The 13513-nt window shown below is 33.0% G+C and carries 15 protein-coding genes and 1 pseudogene; 8 read left to right on the forward strand and 8 right to left on the reverse strand.

Annotated features, from left to right (window positions below; all coding sequences use genetic code 11):
* The first annotated feature begins 291 nt into the window (after positions 1–291).
* The 6 genes from ACRC6Q_RS18865 to ACRC6Q_RS18890 all read left to right on the forward strand — a co-directional run bounded on the left by ACRC6Q_RS18865 (position 292) and on the right by ACRC6Q_RS18890 (position 3744).
* Positions 292–540, forward strand: coding sequence for a hypothetical protein (locus tag ACRC6Q_RS18865; RefSeq protein WP_431467213.1), 249 nt, complete (start codon positions 292–294; stop codon positions 538–540).
* Between the two features lie 92 nt (positions 541–632).
* Complete coding sequence (locus ACRC6Q_RS18870; protein WP_431467214.1) at positions 633–1463, forward strand: ArdC family protein; 831 nt, start codon at positions 633–635, stop codon at positions 1461–1463.
* A 381-nt stretch (positions 1464–1844) separates the two neighbouring features.
* On the forward strand, positions 1845–2111 hold the full coding sequence (locus tag ACRC6Q_RS18875; protein WP_431467215.1) for a hypothetical protein: 267 nt from the start codon (positions 1845–1847) through the stop codon (positions 2109–2111).
* A gap of 49 nt (positions 2112–2160) precedes the next feature.
* Positions 2161–2433, forward strand: a complete 273-nt coding sequence (locus ACRC6Q_RS18880; protein WP_431467216.1) for an AbrB/MazE/SpoVT family DNA-binding domain-containing protein — start codon at positions 2161–2163, stop codon at positions 2431–2433.
* 13 nt (positions 2434–2446) lie between these two features.
* Positions 2447–2752: a hypothetical protein gene (locus tag ACRC6Q_RS18885; protein WP_431467217.1), complete on the forward strand. Its 306-nt coding sequence runs from the start codon at positions 2447–2449 to the stop codon at positions 2750–2752.
* 791 nt (positions 2753–3543) lie between these two features.
* Positions 3544–3744 (forward strand): hypothetical protein, encoded by a 201-nt coding sequence (locus ACRC6Q_RS18890; protein ID WP_431467218.1) that lies wholly within the window; start codon positions 3544–3546, stop codon positions 3742–3744.
* Between the two features lie 765 nt (positions 3745–4509).
* Here ACRC6Q_RS18890 and ACRC6Q_RS18895 read toward each other — a convergent pair.
* The 3 genes from ACRC6Q_RS18895 to tnpA all read right to left on the reverse strand — a co-directional run bounded on the left by ACRC6Q_RS18895 (position 4510) and on the right by tnpA (position 6494).
* Entirely contained in the window at positions 4510–5286 is a 777-nt protein-coding gene (locus ACRC6Q_RS18895; protein WP_431467219.1) for a hypothetical protein, read from the reverse strand.
* Between the two features lie 561 nt (positions 5287–5847).
* The gene (tnpB, locus tag ACRC6Q_RS18900; RefSeq protein WP_431467220.1) at positions 5848–6195 is read right to left on the reverse strand and encodes an IS66 family insertion sequence element accessory protein TnpB; all 348 of its coding nucleotides are present in this window, start codon (positions 6193–6195) and stop codon (positions 5848–5850) included.
* Positions 6192–6494 carry an IS66 family insertion sequence element accessory protein TnpA gene (gene tnpA, locus ACRC6Q_RS18905; protein WP_431467221.1) on the reverse strand — a complete coding sequence of 101 codons (303 nt, stop codon included), beginning with the start codon at positions 6492–6494 and terminating at the stop codon, positions 6192–6194. The genes tnpB and tnpA overlap by 4 nt, the downstream gene beginning before the upstream one ends.
* A 474-nt stretch (positions 6495–6968) precedes the next feature.
* On the opposite strand from tnpA, the gene ACRC6Q_RS18910 reads away from it, so the two are divergent.
* Complete coding sequence (locus tag ACRC6Q_RS18910; RefSeq protein WP_431467222.1) at positions 6969–7226, forward strand: hypothetical protein; 258 nt, start codon at positions 6969–6971, stop codon at positions 7224–7226.
* Between the two features lie 246 nt (positions 7227–7472).
* Here the strand turns inward: ACRC6Q_RS18910 and ACRC6Q_RS18915 are convergent, their stop codons facing one another.
* The 5 genes and pseudogenes from ACRC6Q_RS18915 to ACRC6Q_RS18935 all read right to left on the reverse strand — a co-directional run.
* Positions 7473–9080 carry a putative polysaccharide biosynthesis protein gene (locus ACRC6Q_RS18915; protein WP_431467223.1) on the reverse strand — a complete coding sequence of 536 codons (1608 nt, stop codon included), beginning with the start codon at positions 9078–9080 and terminating at the stop codon, positions 7473–7475.
* A 454-nt stretch (positions 9081–9534) separates the two neighbouring features.
* Positions 9535–10662 carry a hypothetical protein gene (locus tag ACRC6Q_RS18920; RefSeq protein ID WP_431467224.1) on the reverse strand — a complete coding sequence of 376 codons (1128 nt, stop codon included), beginning with the start codon at positions 10660–10662 and terminating at the stop codon, positions 9535–9537.
* Complete coding sequence (locus ACRC6Q_RS18925) at positions 10655–11494, reverse strand: ABC transporter ATP-binding protein (protein WP_431467225.1); 840 nt, start codon at positions 11492–11494, stop codon at positions 10655–10657. The genes ACRC6Q_RS18920 and ACRC6Q_RS18925 overlap by 8 nt, the downstream gene beginning before the upstream one ends.
* Before the next feature lie 323 nt (positions 11495–11817).
* Positions 11818–12075 (reverse strand): hypothetical protein, encoded by a 258-nt coding sequence (locus ACRC6Q_RS18930; protein ID WP_431467226.1) that lies wholly within the window; start codon positions 12073–12075, stop codon positions 11818–11820.
* A 278-nt stretch (positions 12076–12353) separates the two neighbouring features.
* Positions 12354–12563 (reverse strand): annotated as a pseudogene (locus ACRC6Q_RS18935) (transposase); the annotation flags it as partial.
* Between the two features lie 320 nt (positions 12564–12883).
* Here ACRC6Q_RS18935 and ACRC6Q_RS18940 point away from each other — a divergent pair.
* On the forward strand, positions 12884–13501 hold the full coding sequence (locus ACRC6Q_RS18940; RefSeq protein WP_431467227.1) for a recombinase family protein: 618 nt from the start codon (positions 12884–12886) through the stop codon (positions 13499–13501).
* Positions 13502–13513 lie beyond the last annotated feature (12 nt).

A 13513-nucleotide genomic window follows, 5' to 3' on the forward strand; every position in this document is an offset into this window, starting at 1 on the left:
GCGATTTTTCCTTTTGGTAACGAACCATAATACGTCCCATAAGGCACTAAGAAAAGAACGGTCTGGAAACCTGCACCAGACAGTTCTTTTCTAAGTGCCTTAAAAATTGATCAATAGACTTTCGCAACATATTCTCACTGCGTTCCGATATTTCACGATTCTATTGACCAATTTTTAATGGGAGTATTACGTTCTTAACTACCAAAAGGGAAAAATCTTCCCCTTTGGGAAGAGAATTGCTTCGTTATCAAAAGCAAAAATCAAATCTAAAAATCAGAGGAGAAATGCAAAATGGAAAAAAATACAGATAAAATGATTCTTTTAGTAAAAGGACAAGGAAACTGGTCATTATACATTAGACCAAGTTTCAATATGACAACCGTTTTCTCTATTGCTCATGAAGGTAGTGGGGCAAAAGATAGCGTGTTTGGTAATCTGAGTTACTTTACAAGATGGTTAAAACAAGAGCTAAAAATTAATTCATCAATTGAAACAGGAATTACACCTGAAGGAAGAAGAATTTTAACCGAAACAAAATAAGCCGATTGCTATTGAAATAGCAATCGACTAGGGGGTCAAGATATTGAGAACCTTGCCCCTCAATCCTAACACAAATAGAGAGGTTGAGGAAAATGAGCAAAAAAATCTATGAAACCATTACAAACAAAATAATAGAGAAATTAGAAGAGGGAACTATCCCATGGAAAAAACCTTTCCAAGATGGAGACGGTACGCCAGTAAATTGGGTGACACAAAAGCCCTATCGTGGAATCAATACTTTCCTTTTAGATGGTGGGGAGTATGCCACCTACAAACAAATCAAAGATAACGGGGGGGCGGTTTTAAAAGGTGAAAAAGGAAATCCAATCTTCTTTTGGAAAATCATGGATATTGAAGACGAAGACACAAAGGAAGATAAAAAAATTCCTTTATTAAAAACTTACACCGTTTTCAAAATCGGAGTTCAAACAAAAGGTATAGAGCCAAAAAGAAAAATGGTAGAACATGAACATCAATCAATCGAACAAGCTGAAGAGATTTATAAAAATTATATGAATGGTCCAGATTTCACTTTTAAAAATGACGATGCATATTACAAGCCGGCTTTAGATGTTGTGAACGTTCCACCAATGAAAAGCTTTGCTGATGTGAACGCATATTATTCTACTCTCTTTCATGAAATGGTACACAGTACAGGACATAAAACACGTTTAGACCGTGCAGGCGTTGTAAGATTCAATGGATTTGGGACAGAGCAATACAGCAAAGAAGAGTTAGTAGCTGAATTAGGAGCATCTATGCTATGCGGAGTGGCACAGATAGACAATACCACCTTAGATAATTCAGCCAGTTATATCAAGTCATGGTTAAAAGCTTTGAAAGACGACCAAACGCTAATTATAAGTGCTTCCCAATTAGCGCAAAAAGCCAGTGACCATATCTTAAATACAAAGTTCGAATAATTTTAAGAAGGCAGCAACCAACAAACGGTTGATGCCTTCCTAAAATATTCATTTCAAAGGCGAACAATGAAGCTTTCCGGATCTTCCGGAAACGCACTCAAAGACGAACGATCAAAAGCCCAGGACAGCTGTAAAATGCACTTAAAACCGAACAATACAAATAAAAGTGAGAAAGGAAGATAAAAATGAATCTACTATTAAAAATCCTTTTAGCGATTGCCGTTTTAATATTCATTGATAAAACAATTTTAATGCTTTCCCCTCTAATGCTATTCACTGTTCTTGTTATGGCTTTTCCGTTTTATATCGGGTATAAATCTTTCAGATTTATACAAAGGAAAAAAATAGCCTTTTAAATCAACTATCAAAGGAGGAAAAATGATGAATCCTAATAACGCTTGTAAAGGGTGTACAAAGATTATAGAAACCGAAGGTGTACCGATTAGTGAAAACTATTGCCATGACTGTACAGTCTATCCAGAGCTAAATAAAGACCGTCTCAAAACTTTCATTAAGAAAGATGGCTATGTAAAGTTCTTATTCACTGATTTAAAAAGTAAAGGTCACAGTCCAGATCGTGCCCTCGAAATTCTTCACAGCATATTATTAGAAGATAAGAGTCTATTAAATAGCTACAGAATGCTTTAAAGTTTTAATAGTGATATACACCAAATAAAATCCGATAGGGAGTCTTTGAATGAAAAGCACAGGTATAGTAAGAAAAATAGACCAATTAGGGAGAATCACCCTTCCGAAATCGCTTAGAAGCGTTTTAAATTTGAGTATCGGTGACCCAATGGAAATATTTGTTGAAGGAGACCAAATCATAACAAAGAAATATAACGTTCAAAAGGCTTGTATAATCACAGGTGAAATTTTAGATGATAATATTGAATATGCTCAAGGAATTTTTCTAAGTCCTGAAGGTGCAAAAATCCTTCTGCAGAAATTACAAAAAAAACAAAATTAAAGGAGAGATTACATTGGAATTCGATTATAAAAATGTTGGAGATATATTATATGCGGTAGAAAATTTCAAATTCAGAGTTAAAGGAAAAGAAACAGCAGATATCACTTTACTAAACTTTCTTGATGACGACCTATATGCGTACGATATTCAACTAGATAAAAGCATTCCTGCTGAATTCAAGCATATTAATAGTGCAAATTCCCGAATATACGAATCCCTCGAAATTGAATTTAAAAGTGTTTTCAATGATAAAAAGGAAGCTTTACAACATGCAATAAATGTGATAAATGAAATTATGTTAAAAACAGAAAAAGTATAATAAAACAGATATTGTATTCAATAATGAAAGCGACAAAGAGAGTATTTTCTCTTGTCGCTTTTTTTTGAGCATCTAATCATGAAAACGTGTCTGTACGGGCGATTTTAAGACGTTTTATAAACATTTCAAATACAATCCCCCATTAACATTCTTTAAATCCCTTCTCTAAATCTAAATACTGTCGAGTTCTAACATGAAGATCAATTTCAAGATGAAAAAGCGAATACGGGTTGCCTAAAGGTCTGCTGATAATTTGTAAAGTTGCAAAAGACGCAACTAAACAATTTATCGCATCTCGCTTGAATCTAAAAGGTTCGATAACAACGATCCGTAATGTGTGGCCACTTTCCAAAAGACGAAAGTAGCAGCACAAACGGTTCGTAAGTTCCTGTACCTTTCTTAACGATTCAACGACTACAAAGGTCAATAGCCTAAGTTCAAGTGCCAAATTCCAAACCTATTCGCTCTCGTCCACTCGTACACTCCTTTTATTATGGTTCATTTTTGTGTACTAAGTCATTTGCTGAAACGTGATTATAGACCACCAAATTAAAAAGCAAAAGGGTAAATGGCACTTCGCTACGCTCGCCCTTTCGCTTTTTAATTCGGAGGTCTTTTTTATAATCACAGCAAACGACTAAGTACACTGAAAAAAATGAACCATAAACAACAAAAGGAACGAGTAAGTATGACGAAAGCGAATATGGAATTTTTAAAGATTCCAGCACCAACAAAAGTTCCTAAAAAAAATGGTTTGAAAGACATTAAAAACAAAAAAAGGAAGTGACGAAATGAATATCACAATGTATGTATCAGTTTTATCAGACGAAAAACAGTCAACAATCGCACAACTTATACAAAAGGAATTAGAGTCTATCGGTTATGAAGAGCAAGCTGAAATGGACGAAATAATCTCGAACGGTCTTGATAGTAAATTGTGTGACCTTGAAGAATTGATTCCCTTGAATGTTTTAAAATCATTCGCAAACTAAAATCAAAGGTGTATATGACAACGTAGAAATAGATTGGGACAGATACAATTTTGAAGGACGTTCCCCAGTAGCAACAAAAGAATATTCAGTCGTAGTTGATTTTATAAATGAAGAAATCAGAGGTGATTGCATAAAATACGGAAGTTGGTATAAGTTAGAAAAAGAAGAGTGTTTAGAGATACTTACATCAATGTTAATCGACCATGAACCAAAAAGAGATTTTTCTCATATCATCTAAAAATAATTTAAGTCATTCCCATACCTTGTTGACGGTGTGGGTTCTACTTTTCTATATCCTTAAATAGATTTCTACTTAAGGATATTTATAAAAAACATAACTGTCAGTAACAAGGTGAATGTATGTTTGATATTTATTGTTTTCAAAATAAAAACTACTTCTATCCAGAAGACTTATACTCTGAATAGAAGTAGTTTTTATTTTGCTCGTATCTATTTCGTTATCTTTGTTTTCTTCTATTAGTAAGTGCAAAGACAATTACAAGAATAACCAAAATAACAATTATCAAAAAAAGTCCCACATTGGCATAAAGCGATTCTATATACTCCATTTATTTCTCTCCTTCCTTTGATGAAGAGTAAACCTAAAGGTAAAGAACAATTATTACCTCATACCCTTTTTTTCAAAAAAACATGTATCTTGAATTTTGATACCAATAAATACTTAATCTTAAATAAATGACCTAGTGGTACGTGAAATTCACGCAACACTAGGTCACCATCAACTCTTTCTTCATTAATAAACTATTAATTATTCCATCCTGTATACAAGTTATTCGCCACTCTTAATGTTAAATATACTATTGAGCTCGCCGTACCCCCTGCTGCTACATATTGAAACTTTAACTGTGCTTGTGCTGGGTTATCAAGCGTTTCATACTTTCTAATAATACTTAAGCTTATATTATTAGCAGTTCCGCCAAAGGTTCCTACCCACGCACCCCAAACACTTGAAATGTAATCTTTACTGCTACCAGATAGAATGGTGAAATTAGCATAGAAATGTGCATCAGCAATACCAGTCTTCATGTATACTTTTGCCCCAGAGTACGTAGCATATCCTGTACCTGTACTAATTGTCCCTGGACTAACACCCAAAGGTACAATTAGGTCTCCATCAGAATCTGCTTTTACTACCCCTTCTTCTACTTTGGCAGGATCTATAGTTGTTATTTTTACCGAACCATCTTTAAAAGTGTCGATAGTTTCTATTTCATCATCTATTTTGATTGTTTGAGAATTTACAATCTCACTATTTTCATTGAGAGAATCCCAAACTTTCCCTGACTTTATCTTTGCTATTAACTTTTGCTGTACTGGTTCCTCAACACCATATTCAGTTAGGAAGCTTTTCAAATATTCTACGTCTTCTTTTGTCACTTTATATTTTTCGAAATGTTGCTCCTGTGAAACAGGACTCTCTGCAGTTGGACTAGATGCATAAACACCAGCATTTGAACTTAAAAGTAAAGATAGAGCCAAGCCGGAAGAACCTAAAACTTTCAAAACATTTTTCTTCTGCATTTTATAGCCTCCATTTTTTCTATTTTCTTACATACATATTATATTCTTAATATTCTAACAAATCAAAATTTTTTTTGGATAAAAATACTATTTTTAAAAAATTAGTAAATAATACATACAAAAAACTTTTAGTATGAAAATACAGACGCTTTTATCTGTTCATTTTGAGTGTAATTCTAAGGGGATTTATCTTTTTTTGTAACTTTAATCGATAATTCTTAGAAATTTTATGTGTTATTTTGCATAGAATATAAAAAAACCAGTAACCTTAGTACAGAGGTCACTGGTTTTTAGAATTATATATTTCAGTTATAAAACTACCGATACGCCCTCATATGTTAACTTTATTAGAATTGAAGGTATAATCAACTATTGCTTCAATAACTTGACAGAGAGTCATTTTGCGATAATCTTCTCTACGCATTATAAAAATAAAAAGTATGGAACAGTACCGCAGAGAGCGCAGCCATTTGCTCAGTTTCTGCGTAAGCGTCCAATAGTTCACACCTAGTTTCTTAGAAAAGAAAATGCCTTTCCGATTTTTTGTCGGAAAGGCATTTTCTATTTTTTCTTTTGGATGTAACAGTCTTTTGGAAGTTCCGTTGACCAGGGCATGAGATGATCGAGGTTCAGGTCCGCCGTCATGTCCAGCGGCTGGCTGGACCCAGGGTCCGGCCAATCGAACAACCCTTTTTCCAACCGCCGATAGTAGAGCCAGAAGCCATTGTGATCCCAAAACAGGATCTTGAGCTTGTCCTTTTTCCGGTTACAGAACACAAAAAGTGCGTTGGAGAAGGGATCGAGCTGGAACAGTTCCTGGACGATGACCGCGAGCCCGTCAATCGACTTTCGGAGGTCTGTCGGTCTAGCAGCCAAATACACCCGCTCGACAATTCGGCCGTTCATCATAATTGATTAAGTGTCCGAAGGACCTTCAGCAACAGTTCGTCCTGGAAGCCACTCATCACCTCAATTTCCACATTTTTTATCTTCAACGTAATCGTATCGCTCGAAGGTTCTTCCACCAGACAGGAGACCCAAGCGGTCTCTTGCGACTTTTTGGATACGGGCGACTGCTTGCGCAGCCAGTATTTCATCGTGTGGATTTTAATGTCCTTCTTCTCACACCATTGAACTAAAGTTTCTCCACTTTCCCGATATTCACAGGTTTGACCTGTCCAATATAATTCTTTCTCTTTTCTTTTCAAAAAAACTCCTCCCAGAAATTTAAATCTGGAAAGAGTATCTCATGAAGAATCTTCTATTAGAATGTGTTCACTATTTGATGCTTACGTACAAAGTAAATATTGCGGATTTAGGAGAGGTGTACTTAATCAAAATGTTAGACCGAGAGACAAGCATTTGTTCACCAGAAGCGGATCTGGGCTTAGACGATCTGAGTGAAGAGACTTTTTTAGTCAAGATGGATGATTTAATGAAGTTACCCATATTAAAAGAGATTGTTCCTGTGCCGACTCGCAGCATTTACCAGAAACTTTTCAACTGATTAAAAGCTAGCTGCACTTTTGTGAAATTGGAGGCATTTTTGAGTCACCTGGATGAAGCGAAGTTGTCTAGCTTATATTGACAAACAGAATTATTAGTAAATTTATGAATTTTTATATAATAAATATTTAAATGTAAAAAAAAGTAGTATAATGGAAATGTTGGGAGGTGTAAATATGAAAAAGAAATTGATAACTCTATTGTTTGTTTTTTCTTTAGCTTTGGGTATTTTTGCTGTTAGTGGGGAAGAGGCTAGCGCAGCTCGTGCAGATGTAGTAGTCCAGAGTCATCTAATCAATTATAACAATTGGGACAAGTACAATTATGTGTATAAAACTTTGTACTTCAATACGGGATACACATCTAGCTATAAAGATACAAAGTACTCCGGTACTTCAATTTTTCAAAGAACTTTTACTTATTACACGTATTAATTTGATAAGCAAAAGGCCATCGATTTTTAGACAACTAGAAAAGAAGGGTTGTCCAAATTATATTTTGGACAGCCCTTCTTATATAATATTAGTGGAACTACTTCTCATTTTACTGTCACCGCATTTTATTGGCTAATTCCACTAAGTTACCTAACTTGATAGATTTAATAAAAATATGAAGTTATATTTATCTACATTATTATCTAGATTAAATTAAAAAACTAGTAGAAGCATAAAGATAACGTCCTATAAACCAATTTTATTAGTATACTTTGTTAAACGCTCACCGAATAATTTTTGTGCAATACCGATTTTTAGGCTAATAAAACCGTATACTCCTCCACCAATTAAAGCAACAATAAAAATTCGAACAAGTGAATGGAATTTAGAATCCAGACCAAGCCATTGATTTAGAAGAGTTATCGTAACAAAGATTATAATAGCCATAACGAGATTCAGTCCCACAATTAATACAATCCGCCTTGTAACCATTACAGATTTATAGTTTAAGGTTTTTGAAATGATAACTAAATTCATACCATTAGCTATTAAGTATCCAATAACTGTAGCTACAATTGCACCATTTGTTTCGAACAAATGGATTAATGGAATGTTAAGAAGTGCTTTAAATGTTATACCAGTTAGTAGATTTAGAATAATCCATTTTTGCTGATTAATTCCTTGAAGTATTGAGGCCGTTACAGGGAAAAGTGCAAAAAGTATTGCTACTGGTAAATATGATGACAAGATATTAGAACCAATATCACTGAGTTTGTAAAATACATGGTAAAGTTCATCAGAAAGCATGGTCATTCCTATGACTGCAGGTAGGGTTAGAAACAAAAGAATTTGAAATGACTGATCCAGCGTTCTTTTGACCAAATGCATTTCATTTTTTGTGTAATACTTAGTAATTAAAGGTATAAGAGCCATTGAAAATCCAGTAGCAAGCATTACTGGAATCATAACAAGCTTGTGAGCGGTCAGATTCAGAATACCTAGGTAAATATCGGATGATTCCGCACTTTCAGTAACACTCATAGCTCGATTGAAAGTTAAGAGATCAACAAGTTGAAATAAAGGGTTTGCAATTCCAAGAAATACAACCGGAACTGCATAGAAAAGAATCTCTTTGTACATGTCTCGTAACTTTACGTCATAAGATTCAGATGAATTATGTAATAGGTTGTCATACTCTAATTTCTTCTTTTTCCAAAAGTAGTATAGAGTAAGTAATCCACCTAATGCACCGATGAAAGCTGAAAGAACTGCGAATTGAATAGCTGTTTTAGGTGTTCCTCCGTAAAAGTAAATTATTATATATGCTGCACTCAGCAGAAATAAAATACGAACAATTTGCTCAATCAGTTGAGAGACAGCTGTTGGCATCATATAATTATTTCCTTGAAAGAATCCCCGCAACAAACTCATAAAAGGAACAGCAATTAATGCGAAGCTGACCCACTGGATTACCTCTTTAACGTCTTCTGTCGTATGAATTTTTTCATCTCCAGCAATAATTAGATGTGCTAATGGTTCTGCAAATATATATAGAACCAGGAAAGATATAAAACCTGTAACAAGCATTGTGATTAATCCAGATCTTAACAAACGTCTGCCAGTCTCATAATCTCCTAGCGAATTATATTTCGCTACAAATTTAGAGAACGCAATAGGTGCCCCAGATATGGCTATTGATAGCATGAGATTATAGGGTATATAAGCATATTGATAAAGCACAATATTTTCTTCTCCGACCATCTTATAGAAAGGAATGACATAAATAACTCCGAGAATTTTTGATAAAAACAAACCTAAAGTTAAAATCGCTGTTCCTTTGATTAGTGTAGACACATTGCACTTCCCGACTAGTTAATTATTAGAAACTTTTATATGGAATTTTACACTTATTTAAAATAATAATCAAAATTTTTAGTCGAAGTAGTAACACATATAAAAGTTAAATATAAATTATCTGATACGCCTTTTCAAACCTTTAAATTTCGTTAATAGTAAATATATTACTTGAAATAAAAAAGAGGTATCGTTAAAAATTTATAATTAAGAGGAGCGTTTTTTACGAAAGATTTTCACATATAATGCTTATAAATATCTATTTTGAGCATTTTAGAAAGGTATTTGAAATTAAGTTTTAGCTACTAATGTGGTCTGATAATTATTTCGCCACTCATTCTCCTCAATTTTGAAAAGGGACTCTCAATAATTAAAAGAAAAAGCCGGAATGTTTATCCGGCTGTCTCTTATAATAATAGAAAAAGTGAAGAAATTTAATATGCTTTAATTTATTTTAAGATAACTTCTTTGTTTTAAGTATTAATACAGAAATTACAGTCAAAAACAAACTGGACAAAATAGAAGCAGATATACCATTTTTAACACTTATTCCGAAATTTTTTGTTTGCACAGCTAATGAACCTTCAATAACATCTGCCACATTTATGTAAGTAAATGGAATTAAGTGAATTAAACTATTCATAACTTCCTTACTAGGAATAACGTAACCAAATATATAATAGGTAATTATAACTACAATTAAAACTAACATGCTATTATCAATGGTTACCGATAGAAGAAATATAAACGAGATTGTGAATAAAATCAAAAACAAGAATAATAACGTGGACATACTTAAATATTCTATTAAATTTACGATTTTATAGGACAACTCTTGTTGTAATAACACGGGATATTGTATATCACCAATTCCAAACACAAAAGTCCCACTTAAGAAAATAAATACAATAAATGTTGATATCATCGCTACGCCGAAAATAATGCTAAGAAGAAATTTCATCGAGAATATATTTATTTTTGAAAAAGATTGGGCTAAGAGAAATTTTATAGTACTTTGTTCTTTTTCTTTGGTGTATATATTACCAATGAATATGCCTAGAATAAGAATTCCTATTATCCCGTAAAATATGTCAAGTACATACTTTAAAAAATAAAACCCTTTAGTATTTCCACTAAATTCCATAGGCTGAACATTTCTAGTTAAAAATTCGTTGTTCAAAGAAATTTGTTGCTCGATTTCTTCGTTTGTAGAAGATGTAACTATATTTCCGTTCTCTACTCCAAGTAGTACCAATTCTTGTTGTTCATTTTGGAACTTCAAATATTCTTTCCAATTTCCTGTTTCAAAAGCTTGTGCTTGTTTCTCTTTTATAGAAATTTGAATCATGATGTTTTCTTTAATATCCTGAGTTTCTGGTATCTCAGGGAGATTATTATGAGCTTGTGTAAGCGAGTCCAATTCACTATTCAGGGTAGTTGATAACATTTGTTTGGAATTTTCATCTTGGTTACTTACTACGAATAAAAAAATTAGAATAACAACAAATGGGATTAAAAAAAGAAAGATGTTTTTTCTAATAAATATTTTTTGTAATTCAAAGAAAAAAAGGTTTTTATTCATAACTATCTCCATATACTTCTTTATAATGTTTTTCTAGTAATGTGGTTTCTTGATTTACTGATTTGACTGTAACACCATTTTCATAAATTTTCTTGAAAACCAAATCTAAGTTTGCTTCACTTACTATTACTACTATTTTTTCAGCAGTATATTCTAAGATTTCTATTTGATGAGTTTTCAGACAATCAATTAAACTCGTACTAGATTCGGAAACATTTAGTTTATAAATTTTTTCATCTACTTTATTTTTGTTATTAATAGTTTTTTCGATCTTACCCTTCTTTAAAAAGAACGTTCTATCTGAAATTAAATCGACTTCAGATAACATGTGTGACGAGAATAAAATGCATGTACCCTCTTCTTTTAGTTTTTTTATAATATCTCTAAATTTAATAACACTATCTGGATCTAATCCATTCAAAGGCTCATCTAATAAAAAAATATTAGGTCTACATATTAATCCACATGCAAACATCAGATGTTGTTTCATACCTAAAGAATAATTCTTAACTTTTACAGAAATATAACTATGCATGTTTAACTCATTTATTACGTTGTCAATATCCAAAGCAGTTTTCTTGTTTAATTTAGCCACAAACTTTAAGTGCTGCAATCCAGTCAAATCCTTATAGAGTACAGTAGATTCTTGCATAAAGAAAATTTTGTTTTTTGTTTTTCTTATTTCACCAGAATCAATTGTGCTAATACCTGCAATAAGATTTAATAAAGTAGTCTTGCCTACTCCATTTGGTCCAATCAAACCTACAATCTCACCAGATTTTAACTCAAATGTAATATTGTTAATGACATCTTTGTTTTTATAGTTCTTCACAACATTCTTTAACGTTAACAATTAATCATACCTTTCTTAACTACGACATTATCGGATTACAATTTATTTATTTAATTATAAATATTCTTTATTTTTTTAAAATTTTAAAAAATATTTAAATTAAAGATATTTTAATAATTAGTAGTAATATTTTAATTTAATCTATCAGTTAGGTAGCTTAGTGGAATTAGCCAATAAAATGCGATGACAGTAAAATGAGAAGTAGTTCCGCTAATATTATATAAGAAGGGCTCTCCAAAATATAATTTGGACAGCCCTTCTTTTCTAGTTGTCTAAAAATCGATGACCTTTTGCTTATCAAATTAATACGTGTAATAAGTAAAAGTTCTTTGATAAATTGAAGTACCGGAGTACTTTGTATCTTTAAAGCTAGATGTGTATCCCGTATTGAAGTACAAAGTTTTATACGCATAATTAAACTTGTTCATAGTTTCATAATTGATTAGATGACTCTGGACTACTACATCTGCACGAGCTGCGCTAGCCTCTTCCCCACTAACAGCAAAAATACCCAAAACTAAAGAAAAAACAAACAATAGAGTTATCAATTTCTTTTTCATATTTATACCTCCCAACATTTCCATTATACTACTTTTTTTTACATTTAAAAGGCTCATTATAAAAAAATTCACAAATTTACTAATAAATAAAAAATTAACAACTAAATAGGAATAATTACGCTAGCATTGGCAACGTTAAATTTTAACTTAGTTCTTAATCAAACACTTTAATGTCTTAGCAATACAGAAAAATATTTATGCCTTCTTTTCCTATGTATATTAGAGATCGTCAATAAGTATGTGTAAATAAGTAAAACCTTTTCTTGTATGTATTTTGATTAAGCCTGTTTGAACTTCTCGGCCAGCTCTGCGCGAGCTTGATCGAATCCAATATGGGAGCGTGTGGAGAAGTTCTAGTTATAGATTTCAAACTGGGAAACCAGAAAGCGGTCCAAAGAATCTTCATTCGGGAATTGCTCTTTACGCTTGCCGTATTTCTTCACTTTCTTGTTGAACGACTCGATGAGGTTCGTCGAATAAATGCTTCGTCAAATCGATTTGGTTTGCCAAGGCCGTCTTTTCAATTAAACTGGTTCGGACAGACTCGTAATTCAGCGTAATTTTTCCTAGTCGCTTATAAAGATTAGTTCCTGGGATTTTAATAGAAGTAAAATACGTCAAATTTAGATATATTTAAAGCGTTCGTAAAAGTACACTTTTACGAACGCTTTGAAAAGGGCCGAAAATGACCGAAAAGAGCGTTCGTAAACGTGTCAAATCACTTTACGAACGTTCGCGAATTTACATACACTTTTACGAACGCTTTTCGGGTATAATGAGAGAAAAGAATCGTTTACAGAGGTGAATTATGGAACATCGCAAATTTGGCTACATACGTGTCAGCAGCAAAGATCAAAATGAAGGTCGTCAATTGGAAGCCATGCGGAAAATGGGCATCACTGAACGGGACATATATTTGGACAAGCAAAGTGGAAAAAACTTTGAACGAGCGAACTATCAATTACTGAAACGGATTATCCGCAAAGGTGATATTTTGTATATCCATTCACTAGATCGGTTTGGACGGAACAAAGAAGAGATTCTCCAGGAATGGAATGACCTTACGAAAAATATTGAAGCTGATATTGTGGTGTTGGATATGCCGTTATTGGATACGACCCAATACAAAGACAGCATGGGAACGTTCATTGCGGATCTGGTGTTGCAGATTCTTTCCTGGATGGCCGAAGAGGAACGGGAACGAATCCGGAAACGGCAGCGTGAAGGAATCGATCTGGCACTGCAAAATGGTATTCAGTTTGGCAGACCTGCAGTTTATGTTTCAGAGGAATTTAAAGAGGTTTATAGAAAATGGAAATCTGGAGAATTAACAGCAGTGCAGGCGATGCAGGAAGCCGAAGTCAAAAAGACTAGTTTTTATAAATTGGTAAGAGCACTCGAAGAACAGACAGCAAATCTATTATAATAGAAGAAACTT

Origin of the sequence: Planococcus sp. SE5232 (assembly GCF_050686535.1) — a bacterium.
Classification (GTDB): Bacteria; Bacillota; Bacilli; order Bacillales_A; family Planococcaceae; genus Planococcus.